Here is a 24,199-nt window from a genome sequence, read left to right on the forward strand (position 1 = left end):
AGTCTATTCTTCCTCTTTCACCCCCTCCATCGCCCAGCCGACGGTAAATCCGTGCAGTATGGTCGACAACAGAATGACCAGCCCGACCAGCGACCACAATTGCGGCTCATTGGTGAATTCCATGTAACTTCCAGCATAGCACAGATAGTAAATCGAGCCGATTCCGCGCACGCCATAGACCGAGACCACCGCCCGGTCGCGAAACGTTAGATTCGTACCCAACAGGGAAATCCATCCCGACAAAGGACGGATGACAAGCAGAAGCATCAGAGCCATGAAAGTCAGCGTCCATGTCAGATGGGCCAACAGCAATGGCAGGACGGTCCCAAGCGCAATCAGCAGGAGCGCAGTCAGAGCATGCTCGATCGATTCCGAAAAATCGTGAAGCTGACGATGGAAATGATGGTGGTTCTCAATGCGGCGCAGTTTCAGGCCCAGCACCGCCACCGCGATGAAGCCATAGCCCTCCACAAGTTCAGTTGAGCCATAGCATAAGAAAACACCGGCAAGTGCGACAACACCCGATCCGGTATCGGCCAGAACTGATCCCTTCGGCACAACGAACAGCACCTTGCCCAGAGCCCAACCGCCCACCCAGCCCATGCCGGCACCAACAATTATCCGGTAGATTACGTCGCGAAACAGCCATTCCAGCCCCCATTCGCCCGGGTTCAGCCCTTGCGCAGCAACCAGCAACCCCAGATAGACGAAAGGAAAGGCCAGCCCGTCATTCAGCCCGGCCTCGGTCGTCAGTGTAAAGCGGACAGGATGTTCCGCACCTTCATGGGGAGGGCCGACCTGGACATCAGCAGCAAGCACCGGATCGGTTGGTGCCAGCACTGCACCCAGCAAAATGGCACCGGCCACTGTCAGTCCGGCGACACCAACGCCGAGCAGCGCCACTGCCAGGATGGTCAGCGGCATTGCGATACCAAGCATCCGAATTGTCGGAATCCATTTGCGCCAGGGCAGCAGACTATCGATCCGCATGCCCGCTCCAAACAGGGCAACGATGACCGTTAACTCGCTCGTCAGTTCCCAGGGCAGCGGCATCTCACGAGGATCAGGCGCCTCGGAAAACTCCGGGATGAGCAGTGCTGCTGCAGCTCCGAACAGGATCATCAATGGCGCTGATGCAGGCTCGCGTGTTGACACCAGCCTTGGCAACCAGCGTGCCGCAATCACCACAATGCCGATCACTGCCAGCATGATATGATAGGGATTCAGAGTGAAAAATGGTTCGGTGGACAAGGTCGCTCCTGCACAATGGACTGGCAATCACCTTATATGATTCGCCAATCGCAATGTGCAGTCATCAACCACAGCCGTCGAGGCTAATTCCTGATCCGCCCTGACGCGAAGATATTGGCGCGCACCAAATGGCAAGTGCTGGCGCTGCAATCCCCTCATGAACAGGATTTGCCAATCCCATTAATGTTTCATCACCAGTTCTGCGGTGATTTTTGAGGCGATCTGATATTTTGCTTTCTCCAGATGCCTGACGGCCTCAGGTTCCACTTCCAGTGTTTCATTGATGGCATAGTCGAGAATGGCCATCAGTGCTTGGCGCTGTTTGTACTCATCGCTGAAGCGGTTGATGAAATCGCGCAGATCATGGCTGACTTCTCTCATGTTATGCGACTGCCTCCGTTTGTCTGAACTGGCGTTCGTTGCGAGTCGTCAGACTGATCTCAAGATCAGGCGCCAGCAAAGTGACGGAAGGGTGTGGCTTCATGTGGACCGTCCCGAACTCTCCGGACAGACTGAAGGCGGAGGCGAACTGCAAGGCTACAAGCTGTAATTCAAACATTGCGATGGCCATGCCGATACATGATCTGCCGCCGACGCCGAACGGCATATAAGAGGGATGCGAATAATCACGGTCAAGCCGGAACTCCTCCGGCTGTTCCCAGTTGCGCGGATCCTTGTGCATCACCCATGGGCTGATCATGACCATGTCGCCTCGGCGGAATTTATGGCCTTCAACCTCGGTTGATTGCAAAAATTCGCGCGACGTCCACCAGCCAGCGGGATAGACTCGAAGGGTTTCCTTGACAAAGGATTCGCTCAACGGGGCGCGCCGCAAAGCGCCGGAATCGCCGTTTTCCAGATCTTCCATCACACTGTCGGCTTCATAGGCCAGGATGTCGGCCAGCGACGGATCCAGCGCCATTTTGTAGAACATCCAGGAAATCGAAGCTCCGGTCGTATGATGACCGGCGATCAGAAGCCCGAGCAGTTCAGCATTGACCTGTTCGTCACTCAAACCGGCCTCTTCCAGAGCCAGCAGCAACGGAGAACGATTGTTGCTGGAGCGAGCCCGGTTGATCACGGCCGCCACAATCTCCCGGGCACCATCAATGCGTTGGCTGCGCTCGGCAGCTTTCCTTGGTCCGTTCGGCAGCACCCGGAACATATCATCGGCAAGTTCGGATTCCACGGTCTGGACCGCCGCGATCAGTGCCATACGATCCGCTGCATCCAGAACATCATGGCCAAACAGCGCTGTTGCCCCCATCTGCAGAGCCAGCGGCGCAGAGATATTTGTCGGTCGAAACGACTTTTGCGTTGCCAGTCCGGCGATATAGCCATTCACCACTGCAATCATCTTCTCGATATTGCCGGAGATTGCATTACGTTGCAGGTGACGGTGGATCGCCGTTTTGGAAGCCTTGTGTGCATCCCCATTATTGGTCAGCAGGCTCTGGCCCATAATCGGCCGCAATCGTTGCACCAGTGATCCTTTGTCAAGCTCACCGGTTGGCCATTTCAAGATCGATCTGGTGGCTTGCGGTGAATTACACAAATAGATCGGGCGCAGCCCGAGAGAGAGCGGCACAAATCCCTGTTCCAGGTCAGCGGCATGAGCCCGGTCAGTCAATAATGCCAGCGGGTTACGCCGAAATGCTGGAACGTCGCGAAAGGGAAAATGCATCTGACTTCTCCAATGGATTTACATGGGACAACAATTGCCGGAACCGCGGACCTGACTGGGCATCAATCGGGATTTCGCCTGAAACCACATTGACCGGCCTGCCGGCGGCATCTGTACCGATCTTCAGGGGGGGGCCATAGCGCTCGGTGACAATCCCAATGCGGGACAGCAACCTTTCATGCGACAGGTCCGAAAATGCCACCAGACGGGCCGCCTGCATGGCATATGAAAACCGGAACATGGCGGCGTAGGTGGTCAGCGCGTACTGAAACCGGCGTTCCCCGGTGGTAACGACGAAACGACTGATTTCCCAACTTTTTTCGTCGGTTGGGTAGGGCTTATTGGTTGCCAGATGTGAGAATTTTTCTGCGGCAAGATAGGGTCTATCAGCTCTGATCGCACGGAACGAGCCGACAATCTTGTCCCTGTATTTCACCGCACAATGCAGGGTATCGGGACGGTCAAATTCATCCCGTTCCAAACCCTGGTTCACCTTCAGGTCCCAGCCGAGTGAATCGACCAGAATGCGCTTTCTGAACGCCAGCACGTCCTGAATGTGATTTGAAGCGTCTTGTGCATCTCCAATGAAGATGTCTATGTCCGAATCTGAATTCGATTTGCCTAATAAAAGCAAGGTCGCCTCCTGCCAGCTGTGTATGGCGAGAGCTAACGATGTATGCTAGAGAATAACCATCCCGATAAATGGTGAGTTTTGAAATGAACCTGGAACAGGCGATATCTGCAATCGAAAGCTGCGCGACTGAAGGCGCGTTGGTTGCGGCTCTCAACACCATCGTCGCTGACTTTGGCTTTGGCGCATTCTGCTTTTTGGATGGCGGGTCGCCAGGCAAGTCCGAGCCCTTCTATATCGGCACCACCGGTGCCGGTTGGGAGAACGATTATGCGTCAAATGATTTCATTATCTTCGACGAATGCCTGAAAACCGCCCGCAGGACAAATACTCCATTCCTGTGGGCCAGCGTCCCCTTGCCGCAACGGGCCGGAAAACGAAAACCTGGCGCACATCGCATCATGGAAGCTGCAATGGATTACGGCTTTCAGGAAGGTCTGGTTATTCCATTCCATTTTGTCGATGATATCGGACGCATGCGGTCGTGTGTCTGCACGCTTTTCTGGCAGGACAAACCACGGCATCTTTATCAGAGCGTAGAGCAGATCCGGCACATTCTCCACGTCATCCTGATCTACTGGATGCAGGAACTGATACGAACCCGCGAACCCGCCAGCCGCAGCGGTGATATCATTCCCTTCAGCCGCCGCGAGAAAGCCTTTGAGACCACGCGCCTGACAGATCGCGAACGTGAAGTTCTGTCTTGGGCAAGCAGAGGCAAAACGGCTGCTGAAACGGCCGATATTTTATCTATTTCATCTGAGACGATTGATACCCATATAAAGAATGCTATGGAGAAACTTCAGGCCGGCAACAAGACCCACGCCGTTGCCAGAAGCATTTTCCTCGGTTTAATCGACGTCTAAGTTTAACACAAATGTTTCTGGAAAAACCCAATGTCAGATCCCTATAAAGTTCTGGGGGTGACGAAGGGCGCGAGTGCTGCCGATATCAAGTCCGCATTCCGCAATCTCGCCAAGAAGAACCACCCGGACCAGAACCCTGATAATCCGAAAGCCAAAGAAAGCTTTTCGAAGATCAATAACGCTTATGATATTCTGAGCGACAGTGAAAAACGTGCGCAATTCGACCGCGGTGAAATCGACAGCGACGGCAATCCCGTGCACCCGGGTTTTGCCGGAAATGGCTTTGGCGGTTTCGGCCAGAATAGCGGGCAACGGCGCAGTGGTGCGTCGGAGCAGACCCACACCGGAGCTGGCGCGGAAGAAATTCTGAGTGAGATTTTTGGCGGTCGCGGCGGTTTTGGCCGTACTGGATTTGGCCAGCAGCGCAGCGGCGGATTTGGTCAGTCGGGCTTTGGCGGCGCTCGCTCGGCGCAAAAAGGCGCGGATGTCGAAGGCAGAGTGGCTGTCACGCTGGAGGATATCGATGCGGGAAAGAAGGCATCAGTAGCTCTGGGAGACGGAAGAACGGTTGCTGTTGCCCTGCCAAAAGGCGTCAAAGACGGCCAGACTATAAGATTGAAAGGTCAGGGCGAGCCCGGACCACTGGGCGGCCCTGCGGGCGACGCCAGAATTACCGTGAAGTTCATCCCCCATCCCCTCTTCAAGGTGGATGGTGCCAATCTGCGTTATGATGCGGCGATTCATCTGCACGAAGCCTATCTGGGCGGCAAGATACAGGTGCCGACCCTGTCCGGCCGGATAAACCTCACAGTTCCGCCAAAAAGCAATTCCGGCAACACTCTGCGCGTGCCCGGCAAGGGCCTGCCGGGTAAATCACGGCGCGGCGACCTTCTGGTCACCTTGCTGATACAGTTCCCGGATCAGGACGAACCGGACTTGAAGGCGCTGATGACAAGCTGGGCAGCGGAAGGCCGTCCACCACTGAAACCGAGATAAGGCTTCAGTGCCACGCCGGGTCAGGAAAAACCGTATCCGGTGCCAGCAGCAAACCACAGTCTTCCGGCTCCCATCTTGACGAAAGTCTCGCCTGCGCCCTGCCCGGCCCGCAATTTCCAGCGCAGCTTTCAAAAGTCGCTGCCAACTGGCATCGGCACATCAGCAAATGAAATGCTTGAGGGCGCGGCCCCTATCGGTCTATGGGTCAGCTCTGTTCAGTTTCGGTAGATTGACACCATGTCGCAGAATGCCCATTTCCAACAACCCGGACTTGCCCGGCAGAGCCGTGCCGCCGCAGTTTCAGCGGCTGAATTGCTCAAAAGCGGAAACCTTGTCGGCCTGCCCACTGAAACCGTCTACGGCCTGGCTGCAGATGCAACCAGCGACCGGGCTGTAGCGCGCATTTATGCAGCCAAAAACCGGCCCGATTTCAATCCCCTGATATGCCACGTCGACAGCGTTGAGATGGCACGGACACTGGCTGCCATCGACGAGCGTGCACAAAACCTGATCGACGCTTTCTGGCCCGGTGGCCTGACACTGGTTCTGCCACAACTCAAAAACGCGCCGGTCAGCGAACTGGTGACAGCCGGTCTGGGGACGATTGCCCTACGCTGCCCTGACAACAGCTTTGTGCGTTCCCTCATAACTTCTCTGCAGGTTCCCCTTGCTGCCCCCAGTGCTAACCCCTCCGGGATGCTCAGCCCGACAAGTGCGCACGATGTGCGCGCGGCGTTCCCGGTTGAAACCGTTCCGCTGGTCGTTGACGGTGGCAATTGCCCGGTCGGCCTGGAATCCACCATCGTCGCCTGTATTCCCGGAACCCCGGTGACATTGCTGCGTCCCGGCGCCATTACAAGTGAACAATTGCAAAAAGCACTGCCCGAAGAGGCAATCCTCACCCACCGCGCCAATGCACAGGATCAGATGATTCCGGCTGCGCCCGGCATGCTGAGTTCACATTATGCGCCGCGCGCCGCAGTCCGCCTGATTTCAGCCGGACAACTCCAATCCGCCCCCGGTATTGGAACCGATGATGCCGTCCTGACCTTTGCCGGCGCCGCCCTCCCCGGCGACAATAAGGCCGCAGCCCGGCTTGATCTCAGCCCGTCCGGCGATCTTGTCGAAGCAGCGGCCAATCTGTTTTCGATGCTGCGCCAGCTCGACCGGGCCGGGCCGCAGACGATTTACGTGGTTCCACCACCCCGTCACGGTCTTGGAGTGGCGATTTACGATCGCTTGCAGCGTGCCGCTGCGCCGCGTAACAATGAACTGACACATTCCTGATTCAAAGGCATAGAATTTGGCGACCTTTCTGTATCAGCATGACAGCTTTCTCAATCACCTGACCCCTGTCGGCCATCCGGAACGGCCGGACCGGATTCGTGCGCTCAAAGACGTCCTGGCCGATCCGCATTTTGACGCTCTGGTCAAGATCGACGCGCCAATGGGCGATGTTGAGACAGTACTGTATGCCCATCCGGAGCACTATCTGAACATGATCCGGGACGCCATTCCGGATGCCGGCATTACCCGCATCGACAATGATACGGTGGCATCCCCCGGTTCCTGGGAGGCGGCGCTGCGTGGCTTCGGCGCTGCAAACAAAGCAGTGGACGAGGTGATGAGCGGCAAGGCCGGAAATGCGTTTTGTGCCATCCGCCCGCCGGGCCACCATGCGGAAAGAAACACTGCAATGGGCTTTTGCCTGTTCAACAATGTGGTGATTGCCGCACGCCATGCGCAAAAAGCCCATGGCGTGGAACGGGTTGCCATCGTCGATTTCGATGTCCATCACGGCAACGGCACCCAGGATATGCTCTGGGATGATCCAACTGCCCTGTATTGTTCAACCCATCAGATGCCGCTTTATCCCGGCACTGGAGCCCTGTCCGAAACCGGGGAACACGGCACGATTGTCAATGCGCCGCTGTCCCCGGGCGATGGCAGCGCACAATTCCGCGAAGCCATGGAAAGCCGGATTTTCCCGGCCATCACACAATTTCAGCCGGACCTGATCCTGATATCAGCAGGATTTGACGCCCATCACCGCGACCCGCTGGCACAAATCAATCTTCATGGCGAGGATTTCACCTGGGTTACGGGCAAATTGCTGGATCTGGCTGATGCCCACGCTTCCGGCCGGGTGGTCTCTGTGCTGGAAGGTGGTTATGATCTCATGGGTCTGGCCGAGTCGGCGGCCTGCCATATCAATGAACTGATGAATGCCAGCAGCTGAGAGAGCCCAATGAGCGACGACAAGACGGATCTGAAAACAATGAGTTTTGAAACCGCGCTCGCGGAACTCGAGACAATTGTGGCACGTCTGGAAAAAGGCGATGTGCCGCTGGAGGAGTCCATTTCGATTTATGAGCGCGGCGAAGCCCTCAAGGCACGATGCGATACGCTGTTGAAATCGGCGGAAGAAAAAGTCGAGAAAATTCGCAGCAGTGCTGACGGAAAGACGGTCACCACTGAACCTCTCGACTGAATATCCATATCATTCCGGTTGACAGTGATTTCACACCGTCAAGGCTTTGAAAGCGGCGCACACTGGGTCTAGATTTGTCTAATGCAAATTAAGATCGTGGCATGTTTGCATTGTACTATTTGATGATCCCGACCAGTTCATCCCGCAAGGCTGGCAGACGGTGTCACACTCGGTTTGTGGAGATAGAACCCATTTTTGAGGGTTTCTGGCCAGCAGACGCACAAATGTGGTCAAATGTATCGACATAAATAGAACATGCGCGAGGAGGATTTCCATGACATGGCACCCTGCAGCCGATCCGGTCCCCGGAGACAAAAGAGCTTGCGACGCAATCGAAACGATCATTGTTCCCCGGGCGCGTGATCTGGGCGGTTTTGAAGTGCGGCGCGCGCTGCCCTCAGCCAGGAAGCAGATGATTGGCCCTTTCATCTTTTTTGATCAGATGGGTCCGGCTGAATTTCTCACCAATCAGGGGGTTGATGTGCGCCCGCATCCGCATATCGGATTGTCCACAGTGACCTATCTGTTTGAGGGCGAGATTTACCATCGCGACAGTCTGGGAAGCGAATTGCCGATTGCTCCTGGCGAAGTCAACTGGATGACGGCTGGAAAGGGCATCGTGCATTCAGAGCGGACATCCGATGAAAAGCGAAAACTGGGCCAGAATCTGTTCGGCATTCAGACCTGGGTGGCGATGCCGAAGCAATTTGAGGAGATTGATCCGGGCTTCGAACATCAATCCGCCGAAGCGCTTCCGGTTCTGCAGGATGGAGGGGCGAGCACCAGAATTATCATCGGCAATATGTATGGCCGCAAATCACCCGTCAAAACCTATTCCGATATGTTCTATGCCACGGTGGACCTGCAGCCTGGCGGCGTAATTCCGCTCGATGCGGATTACGAAGAGCGCGGCATTTATATCGTGTCCGGAGAGATAGATATCGCCGGCGACCGGTTTGAAGGCGGCCGGCTGCTGGTGTTTAAACCCGGCGACCCGATAACGGTGCGAGCCAACACGGCATCCCGGCTGATGCTGCTCGGTGGCGAGCCGATGGACGGACCGCGCCATATCTGGTGGAATTTCGTTTCTTCCAGCAAGGAGCGGATCGAACAGGCCAAAGAGGACTGGCGGCAGGCCCGGTTTGACACGGTTCCCGGCGATGCAGAAGAGTTTATTCCCTTGCCGGGATAGGCTGCAGGGGACATATATAGGTCACAATGCCCGCCTATCTGGCGCCGCTCGCCAACCAGAACCGCCAACCGAAAAGGTGCCTCAGTGAGCACAAGACCTGACACACCGCTTCTCGATCAGGTGAACAATCCTGATGATCTGAAGAAAATCGCGGAGTCCGATCTTCCCAGGCTTGCTGAAGAATTGCGTGCCGAAATGCTGGATGCGGTGTCAGTAACCGGTGGTCATCTGGGGGCCGGACTGGGCGTGGTCGAACTGACTATTGCGCTGCACTATCTCTTCAACACGCCTGACGACCGCATCATCTGGGATGTCGGACACCAGTGTTACCCGCACAAAATTCTGACCGGCCGGCGCGATCGCATTCGTACGGTACGGCAGGGTGGCGGCCTGTCCGGCTTCACCAAACGCGACGAAAGTGTGTATGACCCCTTTGGTGCGGCACACTCGTCAACCTCGATATCCGCCGGGCTCGGCATGGCCGCGGCACGGGATCTGGACGGCAAGTCTCACAAGATCATTTCAGTGATCGGCGATGGCTCAATGTCTGCCGGAATGGCCTATGAGGCGATGAACAATGCCGGGGCTGTCGATGCTCGCCAGATCGTTATCCTCAACGACAATGACATGTCCATTGCGCCGCCTGTTGGCGCGATGAGTGCCTATCTTGCGCGGCTGGTTTCCGGGCGCACTTACATCAGCCTGCGTGAAGCCGCCAAGGCCCTGACCAGCCATTTGCCGAAATTCATTCAGCGCAACGCCCGCAAAACCGAGGAGTTCACCCGCAGCTTCTTCACCGGCGGCACCTTGTTCGAGGAACTCGGCTTCTTCTATGTCGGGCCGGTTGACGGGCATAATTTTGACCATTTACTGCCGGTTCTGAAGAATATCCGTGATGCGGAAAATGGCCCGATCCTTCTGCATGTCGTCACCCAGAAGGGCAAGGGCTATGCACCGGCGGAGGCTTCAAGCGACAAATATCACGGCGTTTCAAAGTTCAATGTGGTGACTGGCGAGCAGGCGAAATCCATTCCCAATGCGCCCTCCTATACAAAAGTCTTCGGCAGCAGCCTGGTCGACGAGGCGCAGCGCGATGACAAGATTGTCGGCATTACGGCCGCCATGCCTTCGGGAACCGGCATTGACCTGTTCGGCGAGGCGTTTCCCGAGCGTACCTTTGATGTCGGCATTGCCGAACAGCACGCGGTTACCTTTGCTGCTGGCCTTGCATCGGATGGTTACAAGCCATTTGTCGCCATCTATTCAACTTTTCTCCAGCGCGCTTATGATCAAGTTGTCCATGATGTCTCCATCCAGCAACTCCCAGTGCGCTTTCCCATTGACCGGGCTGGCCTTGTCGGTGCCGACGGGCCGACACATGCTGGTTCATTTGACATTGCCTATCTCAGCTGTCTTCCCGGATTTGTCGTCATGGCAGCTGGCGACGAAGCGGAATTGCGCCATATGGTGGCAACTGCCGCCGCCTATGATGAGGGGCCAATATCGTTCCGCTATCCACGGGGTGAAGGTCTGGGTGTTGAATTGCCGGAGCGTGGCCGAATTCTCCAGATCGGACAGGGCCGGATTTTGCAGGAAGGTGGCAAAATTGCCATTCTCTCTTTCGGCGGGCGTCTGGGAGAAAGTCTCCGCGCGGCCGAAAAACTCAACGCCATGGGTCTGCCAACCACCGTTGCTGATGCCCGTTTTGCCAAACCACTCGATACAGCTCTGATCGCCGAACTGGCCCGCAATCATGAAGTTCTGATAACCGTCGAGGAAGGCTCGGTTGGAGGCTTCGGCAGTCATGTGGCGCAGTTTCTGACTCTGAACGGATTTCTCGATGGTTCAGTCAAATTCCGCCCGATGACCCTGCCTGATATTTATCTCGATCATGATAAGCCGGAGGCCATGTATGCCGCCGCCCGGCTCGACGCGGGAGCCATCGTCGATACGGCCACAAATGCGCTCGGCTTGCAGAAAAGCGAACTTATACGTCGCGCCTGATATAGAATCCGACATCAAACCTATCTAGACTCTGAACTCAATTAGGAGATTGAATTGGCGCTGAGCTCACTCACCAATTCCATCTCCTAATTGAGTTCAGACCCTAAAGCACGCTTCATGGACCGCTGCTAATCAGTGTCGCCATCATTCCATGCACCCAGGCGGCACCCAGGCGGCACCCATGTTCAAAACAATTGCATCCATCAGTTCAGTGTTGCTGGCAGTCGCCATGCTGGTCTTCGGTCACGGATTGCAAAGCGCACTTGTGCCGCTGCGCGCTGAGATCGAAGGTTTTGGCACGCTCGCCATCGGTGCCAGTATTTCGGCCTATTTCGCCGGCTTTGTCATCGGTTGTCTGGTGGGACCATTTCTGATTCTGCGTGCCGGCCATATCCGCGCCTATGCTGCCATGGTTTCGCTGGCTTCCGCTGTTGCACTGCTCCACCCGCTGTTGATCGATGAGACCGCCTGGGCAGTGTTCCGCTTTGCCACCGGATTCTGTATCGCAACCTTCTATATTGTCATTGAAAGCTGGTTGAACGAGCGCGCTACCAATGAAATACGGGGCCTCATCATGTCGACCTATGTCGTGGTCACGCTGGTCGGCATCATGGCGGGCCAGTTTGCCGCGGCGCTGGGGTCCGTTGAAGGCTTCACCCTGTTCATCGTCGCCTCAATTGTGGTGTCGGTGGCGGTTATTCCGATTGCCCTGACGACGTCCGCGCAACCGGCACCAATCACACTGGTCCGGTTCCGCCCCAGGCAGCTTTACAACACCTCCCCGGCAGCCTTCGTCTCTGCTTTGCTGATCGGTGTCTCGGCCGCCTCAACATGGATGCTGGCTCCGGTTTTCGCCACCGGTCGCGGCTTTGACACCAGTTTTGCCGCTATTTTCGCTGCCATCATGATTGGCGGTGGCGCAGTGGCGCAATGGCCGATCGGGCGGACATCCGACAAGTTCGACCGCCGTCTGGTCATCGTAGCGCTTGGTATCGGCTCGGCCGTGTTCTGCACGCTGCTCGGTCTGGTCCAGGGGGATTCCAGATGGCTCTTTCTCGCTCTGGTCTTCATGGTAGGGGTTTTCACACACTCAACCTATGCCATTGCCGTGGCACATGCTTTCGATCACAGCGAGCCGGATACCTATGTGGAAACCTCATCCGGCATGTTGCTGGCGTTTGGCATTGGTTCAACCATCGGACCGCTGATCGCCTCTTTTCTCATGGCCACGACCGAACCGGGCGCGCTGTTCCTGTTCGTGGCAGTGGTGCAGGTGGGGATGGTCATCTATCTGATCTGGCGCATCAACGCCAGCAAAGCCCCGGCAATACCGGGCCGCGAAGACTTTGATCTCGCATCGACTGCGCCAGTCATGGCAATGACCAATGATCAGGCAGTGGATCTCAATACCGATTTGCTGATCCCGAAGTCAATCATCGAAGCCAATTCGCTTCTTGAAGCCAACAACGCTGTCCAATTGCACGATTTCGGATACTCCTCCGAGGGACTCACCGCAGATCACAGCGTTGAATTTCAACCGGAAGCAGGTATATCTGTCCCCGAGTTGCCAAAGTCGGAATCCGGTTGAGCAACAGGCTGCAATTGTAGCGGCCATCCGGTTTACCCCAAGCGGGAAGGCATCCCCCTGTCGTGAAGAAAATATTTGGCAGCCATAGTCTGTTCCCCGCTCTTGAAGCGCATGACGAGCTGATAAACCACATCGCATCCGCCGCAGTGTCAAAAGCCGCCGCTAACAAGCTCACACATTTTGCGGCAGCCGGTTCTTGAGCAAGGCTCGGCTGGATCTTGAACTGGTCAATCGCGGATTGCTGCCGAGCCGGGCGCGGGCGCGCGATGCGGTGTTGCGCGGGGTTGTCACGGTCAATGGGACCATTGCCGCAAAAGCCTCAATGACAATACAACAATCCGACCGCATCGAATTGAGCGATCCGGCAAGTCAATATGTCTCCCGCGCCGCACTGAAACTGAAACGGGGCCTTGAGTATTTCGATCTCTCTCCGGCGGGCAGAAACTGCGTTGACGTCGGTGCCAGCACCGGGGGGTTTACCCAGGTTCTGCTGGAGGAAGGTGCCAGCGCGGTTTTTGCTTTTGATGTCGGTCATGGCCAGCTTCACCCTTCAATCGCTGAAGACCCGCGGGTTATCAGTCGCGAAGGCCTGAACGCGCGCGATCTGACGCGGCGGCACCTGCCCTTCCCTGTCTCGTTCCTGGTAGGCGATGTCAGCTTCATTTCACTGACCCTCGCCTTGCCAGCAATCCTGTCACTGGCTGATCCCGGTTCACCGGGAATTTTTCTGATAAAACCGCAATTTGAAGTCGGCAAAGGCCAATTGGGCAAAGGCGGTATCGTCAATGATCCGGAACTTGCTCTTGCCAGCGCCGACAAAATCGCCGACTGGCTGCAGACCACCGCGAAATGCAGTGTTATCGGTCTCACCAACTCACCGATTTCCGGCGGAGATGGAAACCAGGAATTCCTGATCGCAATCCGGACACCGCAAAAAGGCTGATCATGATCAAAACCCTGACAATCGACCACCTCGGACGCGAAGGCGACGGCGTCGCGCGCACTGCCGAAGGCCCGGTCTTCGTGCCCTACACCCTGCCCGGCGAGGTGGTCCGCGCCTTTGTCGACAAAGGACGCGGCGAGATGATCGAGATCATCGAACCCAACTCCGACAGGATTAAGCCGGCCTGCCGCCATTTCGGCACGTGTGGCGGCTGTGCGCTTCAGCATATGAGCCAGAAAAGCTATCTGTCCTGGAAGCGTGAACAGGTCGAACATGCCCTGCGCAAAAACGGAATCACATTCCCGGTAGCGGAGCTGATCCCCGTTTCACCCGGGACAAGGCGGCGAGCGGCCTTTTCGTTCAAGGCCGCCAGAGACGGCGTGCATTTTGGATTTCACGCCAGAAAATCCGACGAAATCGTCTCCCCCGAAGAATGTCCGATCCTGCATCCGGCGCTGGAAAAGCAGCTTGTCCACAAGCCCGGCAAGAAAGCATCGGGACCTTTCGCCCGGTTGGCCGCCCTGGTGGTGCGGGCCAAGCGGGAAGAACGCATGATCGCCACGCTCGGCCGCAACGGCATCACTATTGATATGACCGGCCGTCCGCCTGGCAAAAACCGGTTTCAAAGCCAGGAATTGTGGGATGCCACGGCTCCGTTCTGGAAGGTTTTCCTGAATGATGAACTTGCCAGTATGGATCAGGCGGATGATGTGATTGACAGTGGCGGATTTGAGCTGTCCGTGTCGCCCGGCGCATTCCTGCAGGCAACTGCTGAGGCCGAAGCCGCTCTCGTCAATCATGCGGTGACCTTTTTGAAAGACTGCAAATCCTGTGCCGATCTGTTTTGCGGCATTGGCACATTTACATTACCGTTGGCGAAATTCGCCAATGTTCTGGCAGTCGAGTCGGATCAGCAAGCTCTGAACGCATTGAAAAAAACCGCAGCCAGAACAAAAAAAATAAAGCAGATCAATACGTTGCGGCGTGATCTTTTCAAACATCCAGTGTCACATATTGAAATGAAAAAAATCGACGGCGTGCTGTTTGATCCGCCCCGTGCCGGGGCCAGCGCCCAATGCGAACAACTGGTCAAATCTGCGGTCGGGCGCGTTGCAGCGATTTCGTGCAATCCAGTCAGTTTTGCCCGCGATGCCCGGATCCTGATCGATGGCGGTTTCAAAATACGTTCGCTGCAGCCGGTCGATCAGTTTCTCTGGTCACCCCATATCGAATTGGCCGCCACATTCGAGCGGTAGTGCAGATGGTGTGATCGGCAGACCGGTTTGACAGAACAGACAGATCTGGATCCCCGGGACAAGCCCGGGGACGACGGGTGGAGAGGTTTCAGCTCAATCCAGACCCCAATGCACCAATCCACCCCTCACCGCCCTCTTCCATCATCCTTGGGCTTGTCCCAAGCATCCAGCGACCAGATTGCAAAGCTGATGATCCGCAAATGACTGCGCCTGATCTGGATCCTCGGAACAAGTCCACTACTGTCCGGGGACGATGGGTGGAGAAGTTTCAGCTCAATCCAGACCCCAATTCACCATTCCCCGCTCAGCCATCCTCCACCGTCATCCTTGGGCTTGTCCCAAGGATCCAGCGACCGGATTGCAACGAGGATGAACCGCAAATGAATGCGCCTGCTCTGGATCCCCGGGACAAGCCTGGGGACGACGGGTGGAGAGGTTTCGGCTCAATCCAGACCAATGCACCAATCGACCCCTCACCGCCCTCTTCCGTCATCCTTGGGCTTGTCCCAAGGATCCAGCGACCGGATTGCAACGAGGATGGACCGCAAATGACTGCGCCTGCTCTGGATCCCCGGGACAAGCCCGGGGACGACGGGTGGAGAGGTTTCGGCTCAATCCAGACCCCAATCACCAATCGGACCCCTCACCGCCCTCTTCCGTCATCCTTGGGCTTGTCCCAAGGATCCAGCGACCAGATTGCAACGAGTGTGAAACGCATATAACTGCGCCTGTTCTGGATCCCGGAGACGACGGGTGGAGAGGTTTCGGCTCAATCCAGGAAACCGAATTGTCCGGCAGCCCTGCGGCACCGTCCAGGATCAGGAAATTTTTTGCATCACTGCGAAATAGAACCCGTCGGTCGCGGTTGAGGCCGGCGTCAGCGTGATCGACATCATGTCAGCCGACCAGGGCTGCGGCTTGTCAAAGCCGTATATGTCCTGCCAGACCTCACCGGCCGAAACCAGTTCAAAGGCGGGATTTCCATTCAGGAAACCTGCGACGCTGTCTTCGTTTTCCGCAGCCAGAACACTGCAGGTCATATAGATCAAAAACCCTTCCTGGCGGACAAAGGGCGCTGCTTCCTCAAGCACGATCTGCTGTTCTTCCTGGCGTGCCTGCAACTGCTTTTCGGTCAACCGCCATTTGGCATCCGGCTTGCGCCGCCATGTGCCCGAGCCGGTGCAGGGTGCATCGACGACAACCCGGTCGCAGCCTCCCAGCAGATCGGCCAGCCGGCCATCATCCGGCTTTAACACGATGGTCTGATCAGCACCTGCCCGCTGCAGACGTTCAAATATCCCGGATTGGCGATTTCTGTCATTGTCATACGCGTATAGCTTACCGGTGTTTTTCATCGCAGCGGCCAGCGCCAGAGTTTTGCCGCCAGCACCGGCGCAAAAATCCAGAATGATCTCGCCCGGCTGCGCATACACCAGCTCGGATGCGATCTGGCTGGCTTCATCCTGTATTTCAACACGGCCAAGCTGGTAGGATTCTTCGACCTGGATATTGGGATGCCGCCGGGCCGCATCGGACGGCGGGATGCGCAAACCGGTGGACGAGATCTCGGCCAGTTCCGCGCCGAATGATTGCAGCACCGCCAACTCGGTGCTGCGATCCGATTTCAGCGTATTAACCCGCAAATCCAGTGGCGGCCGGCCACACAATGCTTTGGCTTCGATGATCCACCCATCTGCAAAATTTGACTGAAAATGTGGTACCAGCCACTTTGGCAGATCGGCCTGTATCCACTCCGGCGCATCCGTAAGGCGGCGCGCATCTGCGGCCTGGCGTTTGTCCGCATCCGGCAGGACCGGAGCGAATTTATCACCATCAAAAGCCGTCTCCAGCTCCTGCCAGCTCTGGTTCCAGCGATAGACCACCGTCCCGAACACCAGAGAGGACGCCTTGTCACTATCCATGATCCAGCGCGTCGAGGCACGCCAGCGCAGCGCATCATAGGCCAGATTGCCGATCACCGCACGGTCTCCCGATCCGGCAAAGCGATGCGCCAGGCCCCAATCCTTCAGCGCCTCGGCAATCGGACGCCTCCGGTTCTGGACATCTTCCATCACTTCAATCGCTGCCTGTATGCGCCCGCCAAGTCTCATTGTTTCAATCGTCCATCTATCGGCTGGTCATCCCGATTGGCCCACACGGCTATCAGCGCCAGCAAGAGTTCCATGATTGGCGCATGAGACCGCACAATAAGTGACCGGATTGTCGTCTGCACAACCAATTGGCGATACACGTGCCCAAATTTCCAAGCTTCAGTAAATGCAACGCGCTGCGTTGCTAAGCAACCCGTATTTGAAAAACATGATCAACGACGGAACTCATCCGTCCTACATCCGTTATGCCTCAAGGCAACTGCACATACCATTCAGATTCTTGAACTAAATGGAATCGAAAATGTGGAAACTTACGACAGCCTGCGATCAAGGGCGCGCAGTAAAGCTCTCCGAAGATATCACCTTTGCGGATATCAACGAGCTTTCTGTAGTGCTCAATCTGAAGCCCCAGGCTCATAAAGCACCAGCCTGGACACACAAAAGCTCAAGCCGTCTCACTTTCGACCTTTGATACGGAGCATTGATCCCCGCATCAGGGTTACAACAAAAGGAAATTAACATGAATATTCTCTATAAAAGCCTGTGTTCAGGCACATTGGCAATGTCGCTGATAGCCGGAGCACTCGCGCCGGTTGCAGCCGCACCGCCTCGTGCACCGATCAGCCAGTGGGGTCAGTCAGATATCATTCAGATTCATTCGACTCGCCAACAAACACGCCGTGCGGAGCCCCGACAGAACCGTTTTGAGCGTCGCAATGGCCGTTACTATTACAATGGCCACCGCGGTTACCAGCAGCGCCGTGCTGGCTATCGGCAATACAATGGTTACTGGTTCCCGGCAGCCGCCTTTGCTGTTGGTGTTATCATAGGCGGATCGCAAAACAACAACAGTGCCCATGTCAGCTGGTGTTATGATCGTTACCGCTCATACCGCTCGTCGGATGATACGTTCCAGCCCTATAACGGTCCGCGCAAGCGTTGCAGATCGCCATATTGATGCATATTTGTGATTGATCACAACACGACGATGGGACACCCTGTGCTACGGCGCACAGGGTGTCTCGCTTGATTATGACATTACTAAAGGCCGCCAGCATAGTTCGGGCTTTCCCGCGTGATTGTCACGTCATGGGCATGGCTTTCAGACAGACCGGCATTGGTAATGCGGACAAACCGGGCCTTTTCGTTGAAGGCTGTCAGATCCGCAGCGCCAACATAGCCCATGGCGGCACGCAATCCGCCCGCCAATTGGTGCAGAACGGCCGAAGTCGGCCCCTTATGCGGCACCTGGCCTTCAATGCCCTCCGGCACCAGCTTTAGTTCGTCACGAACTTCCGCCTGAAAATAACGATCCGCCGAGCCGCGCGCCATGGCACCCACAGAGCCCATGCCACGATAGGCCTTGTAGCTGCGGCCCTGATAGAGATAGACCTCACCAGGGCTTTCATCAGTCCCGGCCAGTAGTGATCCTATCATGGCGCAGGATGCGCCGGCGGCCAGCGCCTTTGCCAGATCGCCGGAATATTTGATGCCGCCATCGGCTATCACCGGCACATCATGCTTTCTGGCCTCTTCAACGCAATCCATGATCGCGGTCAATTGCGGCACGCCGACACCAGCGACGATGCGGGTCGTGCAGATCGAACCCGGCCCGATGCCGACCTTGATTGAGTCTGCGCCGGCATCAATCAGCGCTCTCGTCGCCTCGGCAGTCGCGACATTGCCGGCGATGATCTGAACGCCGTTAGAGAGTTTCTTGACTTCGCGCACGGTCTGCAGCACCCGCTCTGAATGGCCATGCGCTGTGTCGACCACAATGAGATCGACACCGGCAGCAGCCAGAGCCTCGGCGCGGGCAAGGCCATCGGCACCGGTGCTGGTGGCGGCAGCAACACGCAGACGCCCGTGATCATCCTTGGTGGCGTGCGGATTGAGTTGCGATTTCTCGATATCCTTGACCGTGATCAGGCCGATGCAGATCCGGTCATCATCCACCACCAGCAATTTTTCGATGCGGTGCTGATGCAGCAGTCGTTTGGCGTCTTGCTGGGTGGCGTTTTCCCGGACTGTTACAAGCCCGTCCCTGGTCATCAGTTCAGAGACTTTCTGCGTCGGATCGGAAGCAAAACGCACATCCCGGTTGGTCAGAATGCCAACCAGCTTGCCGGTGGCAAATCCGCCGGATCCGCCATTTTCCACGACCGGAATCCCGGAAATGCCATTATCCGCCATCAACAGCATGGCATCGGCCAGCGTTGCATCAGGACCGATGACAACCGGATTGACCACCATGCCGGATTCGAACTTCTTGACCTGCCGCACCGCTTCAGCCTGTTCGGTGATGGTCAAATTGCGGTGGATCACGCCGATTCCGCCGGCCTGGGCCATTGCAATCGCCATTTTGGCTTCCGTCACCGTATCCATAGCCGATGACAGGATCGGCAGATTGACGGAAATACTGCGTGTGATCCGGCTTGCAATCCGCGCCTCTGCTGGCATCACCGTGGAGTGAGCGGGCAGCAGCAGAACATCATCAAATGTGAGAGCTTCGCGTATGTTAGCGGTTTCCACAATCGTGGCCATGCCAACTCCTGACGGTAAGAATGAATAATGGGCGAGTTGGCAATGCCAGATATCACGCATCTTCTATGTTGCAAATGCGAAAAGCGGCTTTATTGCGGTTCTGCTTCGAGTTTCGGGGCCACGCCGCGAAAATCTCTGGCGATCAGATAGGTTTCCGCCGAATCTTTGCGGCTGGCTGGCGGTTTATAATGCCCGACCAGCCTGAAATCGCGTTTCATTTCGTTCAGCAGCGTGTGCTCGGTACCGCCCTGGAACACTTTAGCGATAAAAGTGCCACCTGGATTGAGCACTTCACGGGCAAATTCGACCGCCACCTCACACAATTGAATAATCCGCATATGGTCGGTCTGTTTGTGCCCCGTCGTCGGAGCCGCCATATCGGACAGGACAATATCTGCCTTGTGCCCGCCCAGCGCTTCGCGCAACAGATCCGGAGCATCATCGTCGAGAAAATCCTTCTCCAGCAATGTGACACCAGGCAGCGGTTCCATCGCAAGATAATCAATCCCGACAACTCGGATATCGTCGATATGGCTGCCGACCTTGTCGGCGGCAACCTGCGACCAGCCGCCTGGCGCTGCGCCCAGATCAACAATCCGCTGGCCCTTGCGCAGCAAATTGTATTTTTCATCGATCTCAAGCAGTTTATAGGCCGCCCGCGAGCGCATGCCATCGATTTTTGAGCGCTGCACATAAGGATCATTAAGGTGGCGCTGCAGCCATCTGGTCGAGGAAATCTTGCGTCCGCGCGCGGATTTCACCCGTACCGAAAGGCCACGATAGCCTCCACTGCCGCGCCCGCTGCCACGACCGCTACTTGGCCCTTTGGATTTACCGTTCATCGGATGTGTTGCCCATATCGCTGGTCGGCTTGCTGTCTCCAGCCGGCGTCTGCCGGGTTTTTGACTTCGGACGTTTTCTGCGCCACGGCGCACTGCGCAAGCCGCGCCTCACCAAGCCATGACCGTCCTTGTTCATCAGTTCTACCAGAATGCCCTCGCGCAAACCACGGTCCGCAACGCGCAGCTGATCGCAGGAAAATTCCCGGCGGATAGCTTCGAAAATTGCGCAGCCCGGCAGCACCAGATCGGCCCGGTCCGAACCGATGCAAGGATGTTGCACGCGCTCTTCATAGCTCAACGCCAGCAATTGCTGGATCATCGATGCGGCATCGTCATTGCTCATCCACATGCCATCAACCCGGCGGCGGTCATAACGCCGCAGTCCCAGATGGACCCCTGCCAATGTCGTCACCGTGCCCGAGGTTCCGAGCAGATGATGCCGTCCGCGGGACAGTGCCTGCTGCAACTCGCGGCGCTTTGGAAACGCCTCCAGCATGTCCTGCACCTCTTTGACCATCAGCTCAAAACTGTCCCATGTGACATTTTTTCCATCATGGCGTTCAGACAGGGTCACGACACCGACCGGCAGCGAGGCCCAGGCTCGTAACGTTCCGCCCAAACGGTTGCGCTTTCTGCGCCCGCGCCGGTCCAGCCATACAATTTCAGAAGAACCACCGCCAATATCAAACAGCACAACCCCGTCGGAGCGCGGTTCCACCAGTGACGAACAACCTGTCACCGCCAGTCGCGCTTCGGTTTCCTGATCGATAATTTCCAGATCAAGGCCAATTTCCCGCGAGACACGCTGCAGAAACTCAGCACCGTTTTCCGCCGACCGGCAGGCCTCTGTGGCAATCAGTCGAACCCGTTCGACCTTGTGGTATTTGAGCTTGTTCCAACAGATCCTCAAGGCAGAGATGGCCCGGTCCGCAGCCTCATCACCCAAACGGTTATTCCTGGAAATGCCCTCTCCCAGACGGACAATGCGGGAGAATGAATCGATGATGCGGAATCCCTGATCTCTGGGTTCGGCAATCAGCAATCTGCAATTATTGGTACCAAGATCGAGAGCGGCGTATTTGGTGACAGATTTGGCCGATGCTGTCTTTCCGGATTCATCCTGACTACGGCCCTGCCTTGCATAGGCCGGTTTGCCGGACGTCGCAGAAACGGTCGACGCGGCCTGCATTGACGGTACGCGCCCGGCCCCTTCGACCTGACGGCGTTCTGCATCTGCATCAGCACGCTGCTCCGCATCCGCATCGATATATCCGGCAGACAGTGCCGGTTCATCCAACATCGCAGTTGACAATGCCTGCCGCGATGCAACCCTGGCAACTGGTGAGCGGACCGCGATTTCAACGGATCCATCGCTGCCATCTGGTTTCACAGAACCGCCATGCTGCTGCAAAACTGATACCGGTTCGACACATGCGGTGCCGCCTGACAGTTCATTGCGCGCAAAACCTGTGTCCTGCGAGGATGAGCCCAGCAAACCGGGTTCCCCATCCTTACTCGTCACTATACTTTCCTCACGCCCTACGCTGGCGGATTGCCAGTGGCGTTTTTACGTTACAGTTAGTGTAGCACTGAATGCACAGACCGCAAGCTTGAGAACGAGGTTTGCAACATTTGGCCGGATTGCGCGCTAAGTCCGCTCTGCAGCGATATTAATCACGGCGCGGCCTTTCACCTGTCCCTTCAGGATTGCGGGACCCAGCGCTGGCAGATCAGCCAGCCGGTGTTCTTCGACCATCGGCTCCAGCCGGTCCATCGGCAATTCGCCCACCAGACGGTGCCATGCCGCAACGCGGCGCTCATAGGGACAGGCAACAGAATCAATTCCCAGCAGATTGATGCCGCGCAGCAGAAACGGAATAACCGTAAAAGACGGCACGGCAGCTCCGCCGGCCAGACCGATTGCCGCCACCGAACCGCCATAGCGGGTTTGCTTGAGAACCCGGCCCAGCATCTCGCCGCCGACCGCATCGATGGTTCCGGCCCAGCGCTCGGACTCCAGCGGGCGCTTATTTTCCTCTGTCAGTTCCGCGCGCGCAATGATTGTGGTGGCACCCAGCCCTGTCAGATAATCAGCCGTTTCCGGCCGTCCGGTGACAGCGGCAACGCTGTAGCCCAGATGTGACAGGATCGATACGGCAACCGAGCCAACGCCGCCAGCTGCGCCTGTGACCAGAACCTCCCCCTTGTCAGGCTGAAGGCCATGTTCTTCCAGTGCCATGACCGCAATCATGGCGGTCAGACCCGCCGTACCGATGGCCATGGCGTGCCGCGCGTTCATGCCTTGCGGCATCGGCACCAGCCAGTCCGCCTTGACCCGCGCTTTGGTGGCATATCCGCCCCAGCGGGCTTCTCCGACGCGCCATCCCGTCAAGATGACCTCATCGCCGGCCTTGTAACGCGCATCCGAAGACTGTGAGACCACACCGGCAAAATCAATTCCCGGAACATGCGGAAAAGTGCGCACCAGCCCGCCCTTGCCGGTGATGCAGAGCCCATCCTTATAATTCAAGGTGGAATAGGCCACATCGACGGTCACATCGCCGTCCGGCAAGCGGCTGTCATCCAGCGTTTCGATGTTCTGGCTGACGCTGCCCGCTTCATCCTTATCGACCACCAATGCGGTAAAACTCATTTCTGTCTCCATTTGCTCGTATTCGGTGTTTGCATCAGTATCAGGCACTGCCGATGATGATGCCTGCGGCAAACACCAGCGCACCTCCCAGCACCACTTGCATCGCCGCCCTGAAGAACGGCGTATCCATATATTTGTTCTGAATCCAGGCAATCACCCACAATTCGATGAACACGATCACGAAGGCAATGCTTGTCGCCGTCCAGAAATCCGGGATCAGATAGGGCAGCGCGTGGCCCAGCCCGCCAACCGTCGTCATGATGCCGGAGGCAAATCCGCGCTTGATCGGTGAGCCACGGCCTGAAATCTGGCCATCATCGGAAGCCGCTTCAGTAAATCCCATGGAAATGCCGGCACCGATGGAGGCGGCAAGACCGACGAGAAATGTTGTCCAGGTATCCTGCGTTGCAAAAGCGGTGGCGAAAATCGGCGCCAGAGTGGACACCGAGCCGTCCATCAGCCCCGCCAGACCGGGCTGCACCCAGGTCAGAATGAATTTGCGGTGGGATTCCTGATTTTCCTGCTCCAGCGCATCCGCATGCAGATGGGTGTCCTGCAGCTCGCCCGCCTTGGCCAGATGGCCCGCTTCCGCCTGGGCCAGATCGCCGAGCAGTTTCCGCGTATCGGCATCTGTCACCCGCGCCGCAGCGCGCAGATAAAACTCATGGGCCGCGTCCTCCATATTGGCGACTTCATCGCGAATTCGTTCAATCCCGAGATTTTCGATCAGCCACACCGGCCGCCTGGCGTAATAGCCGGCCACATGTTCGCGCCGTATCAACGGAATCTCATCGCCAAACCGCACCTTGTGCAGATCGATCAGGCGCTGCCGGTGCAACCCCTCTTCGGTCGCCATGCCGTCCAGCAGCGCGGCACTGGCAGGAAATTCATCGCGCACCTTGGTGGCGTAGCTCTGGTAGATTCGCGCATCATCCTCCTCCGCCGAGATGGCAAGCGCCAGCATTTCCTGTTCTGATAAATCCAGAAAACGGCGCGCATTTGAAAAGCGGCTGAGCATGGTGATCACCTGTAGGGTTGCCTGTGGATTTGTTGACACGGATCAGGGGCAAACTAGGGCTGCAATGCGACAAGGTCCATACGCCGCCGCCACTTATCCCGATTATTTCATCCGCAAGTCCGGTCCTGG

Annotated in this window: 21 protein-coding genes; 11 read left to right on the forward strand and 10 right to left on the reverse strand. The window is 56.8% G+C overall.

What is annotated here, in order from left to right; genetic code table 11:
- Window positions 1-3: 3 nt before the first annotated feature.
- The 4 genes from RAL88_RS01760 to RAL88_RS01775 form a co-directional block, all read right to left on the reverse strand.
- A complete protein-coding gene (locus RAL88_RS01760) occupies window positions 4-1,251 on the reverse strand; it encodes a sodium:proton antiporter (protein WP_306266852.1) in 1,248 nt (415 codons plus the stop codon).
- A gap of 180 nt (window positions 1,252-1,431) precedes the next feature.
- Window positions 1,432-1,632, reverse strand: a complete 201-nt coding sequence (locus RAL88_RS01765; RefSeq protein WP_306266854.1) for a hypothetical protein — start codon at window positions 1,630-1,632, stop codon at window positions 1,432-1,434.
- A 1-nt stretch (window position 1,633) separates the two neighbouring features.
- Window positions 1,634-2,935 carry a cytochrome P450 gene (locus tag RAL88_RS01770; protein WP_306266856.1) on the reverse strand — a complete coding sequence of 434 codons (1,302 nt, stop codon included), beginning with the start codon at window positions 2,933-2,935 and terminating at the stop codon, window positions 1,634-1,636.
- Complete coding sequence (locus RAL88_RS01775; protein WP_306266857.1) at window positions 2,895-3,569, reverse strand: acyl-homoserine-lactone synthase; 675 nt, start codon at window positions 3,567-3,569, stop codon at window positions 2,895-2,897. The genes RAL88_RS01770 and RAL88_RS01775 overlap by 41 nt, the downstream gene beginning before the upstream one ends.
- Before the next feature lie 83 nt (window positions 3,570-3,652).
- Between RAL88_RS01775 and RAL88_RS01780 the strand changes: the two genes are divergently transcribed.
- The 10 genes from RAL88_RS01780 (at window position 3,653) to RAL88_RS01825 (ending at window position 14,902) form a co-directional block, all read left to right on the forward strand.
- On the forward strand, window positions 3,653-4,432 hold the full coding sequence (locus tag RAL88_RS01780; protein WP_306266858.1) for a LuxR C-terminal-related transcriptional regulator: 780 nt from the start codon (window positions 3,653-3,655) through the stop codon (window positions 4,430-4,432).
- A gap of 30 nt (window positions 4,433-4,462) precedes the next feature.
- Window positions 4,463-5,428, forward strand: coding sequence for a DnaJ C-terminal domain-containing protein (locus RAL88_RS01785; RefSeq protein ID WP_306266859.1), 966 nt, complete (start codon window positions 4,463-4,465; stop codon window positions 5,426-5,428).
- 237 nt (window positions 5,429-5,665) lie between these two features.
- Window positions 5,666-6,715 carry an L-threonylcarbamoyladenylate synthase gene (locus RAL88_RS01790; protein WP_306266861.1) on the forward strand — a complete coding sequence of 350 codons (1,050 nt, stop codon included), beginning with the start codon at window positions 5,666-5,668 and terminating at the stop codon, window positions 6,713-6,715.
- A gap of 16 nt (window positions 6,716-6,731) precedes the next feature.
- Window positions 6,732-7,667: a histone deacetylase family protein gene (locus RAL88_RS01795; protein WP_306266863.1), complete on the forward strand. Its 936-nt coding sequence runs from the start codon at window positions 6,732-6,734 to the stop codon at window positions 7,665-7,667.
- Window positions 7,668-7,676: 9 nt separating this feature from the next.
- Window positions 7,677-7,919: an exodeoxyribonuclease VII small subunit gene (locus RAL88_RS01800; protein ID WP_306266865.1), complete on the forward strand. Its 243-nt coding sequence runs from the start codon at window positions 7,677-7,679 to the stop codon at window positions 7,917-7,919.
- A 274-nt stretch (window positions 7,920-8,193) separates the two neighbouring features.
- Window positions 8,194-9,111, forward strand: a complete 918-nt coding sequence (locus tag RAL88_RS01805; protein ID WP_306266867.1) for a pirin family protein — start codon at window positions 8,194-8,196, stop codon at window positions 9,109-9,111.
- Between the two features lie 84 nt (window positions 9,112-9,195).
- Entirely contained in the window at window positions 9,196-11,115 is a 1,920-nt protein-coding gene (gene dxs / locus RAL88_RS01810) for a 1-deoxy-D-xylulose-5-phosphate synthase (protein ID WP_306266868.1), read from the forward strand.
- Between the two features lie 181 nt (window positions 11,116-11,296).
- On the forward strand, window positions 11,297-12,703 hold the full coding sequence (locus tag RAL88_RS01815) for an MFS transporter (protein ID WP_306266869.1): 1,407 nt from the start codon (window positions 11,297-11,299) through the stop codon (window positions 12,701-12,703).
- Between the two features lie 196 nt (window positions 12,704-12,899).
- Window positions 12,900-13,646, forward strand: a complete 747-nt coding sequence (locus RAL88_RS01820) for a TlyA family RNA methyltransferase (RefSeq protein WP_306266871.1) — start codon at window positions 12,900-12,902, stop codon at window positions 13,644-13,646.
- 2 nt (window positions 13,647-13,648) lie between these two features.
- Window positions 13,649-14,902: a class I SAM-dependent RNA methyltransferase gene (locus tag RAL88_RS01825; RefSeq protein WP_306266872.1), complete on the forward strand. Its 1,254-nt coding sequence runs from the start codon at window positions 13,649-13,651 to the stop codon at window positions 14,900-14,902.
- Window positions 14,903-15,720: 818 nt separating this feature from the next.
- Here the strand turns inward: RAL88_RS01825 and RAL88_RS01830 are convergent.
- Window positions 15,721-17,013 (reverse strand): RsmB/NOP family class I SAM-dependent RNA methyltransferase, encoded by a 1,293-nt coding sequence (locus RAL88_RS01830; RefSeq protein WP_306266873.1) that lies wholly within the window; start codon window positions 17,011-17,013, stop codon window positions 15,721-15,723.
- A gap of 520 nt (window positions 17,014-17,533) precedes the next feature.
- On the opposite strand from RAL88_RS01830, the gene RAL88_RS01835 reads away from it, so the two are divergent.
- Complete coding sequence (locus RAL88_RS01835; RefSeq protein WP_306266874.1) at window positions 17,534-17,971, forward strand: BA14K family protein; 438 nt, start codon at window positions 17,534-17,536, stop codon at window positions 17,969-17,971.
- An 83-nt stretch (window positions 17,972-18,054) separates the two neighbouring features.
- Here the strand turns inward: RAL88_RS01835 and guaB are convergent, their stop codons facing one another.
- The 5 genes from guaB to mbfA form a co-directional block, all read right to left on the reverse strand.
- Window positions 18,055-19,557, reverse strand: a complete 1,503-nt coding sequence (gene guaB / locus RAL88_RS01840; protein WP_306266875.1) for an IMP dehydrogenase — start codon at window positions 19,555-19,557, stop codon at window positions 18,055-18,057.
- Between the two features lie 89 nt (window positions 19,558-19,646).
- On the reverse strand, window positions 19,647-20,399 hold the full coding sequence (locus tag RAL88_RS01845) for an RlmE family RNA methyltransferase (protein WP_306266876.1): 753 nt from the start codon (window positions 20,397-20,399) through the stop codon (window positions 19,647-19,649).
- Window positions 20,389-21,921, reverse strand: coding sequence for a Ppx/GppA phosphatase family protein (locus RAL88_RS01850; RefSeq protein ID WP_306266877.1), 1,533 nt, complete (start codon window positions 21,919-21,921; stop codon window positions 20,389-20,391). Before RAL88_RS01850 ends, RAL88_RS01845 begins: the two co-directional genes overlap by 11 nt.
- A gap of 126 nt (window positions 21,922-22,047) precedes the next feature.
- Entirely contained in the window at window positions 22,048-23,052 is a 1,005-nt protein-coding gene (locus RAL88_RS01855; protein ID WP_306266878.1) for an MDR family oxidoreductase, read from the reverse strand.
- A 40-nt stretch (window positions 23,053-23,092) separates the two neighbouring features.
- Window positions 23,093-24,070, reverse strand: a complete 978-nt coding sequence (gene mbfA, locus RAL88_RS01860) for an iron exporter MbfA (RefSeq protein ID WP_306266879.1) — start codon at window positions 24,068-24,070, stop codon at window positions 23,093-23,095.
- Between the last annotated feature and the right edge of the window lie 129 nt (window positions 24,071-24,199).

Source organism: Pararhizobium sp. IMCC3301 (assembly GCF_030758315.1).
Classification (GTDB): domain Bacteria; phylum Pseudomonadota; class Alphaproteobacteria; order Rhizobiales.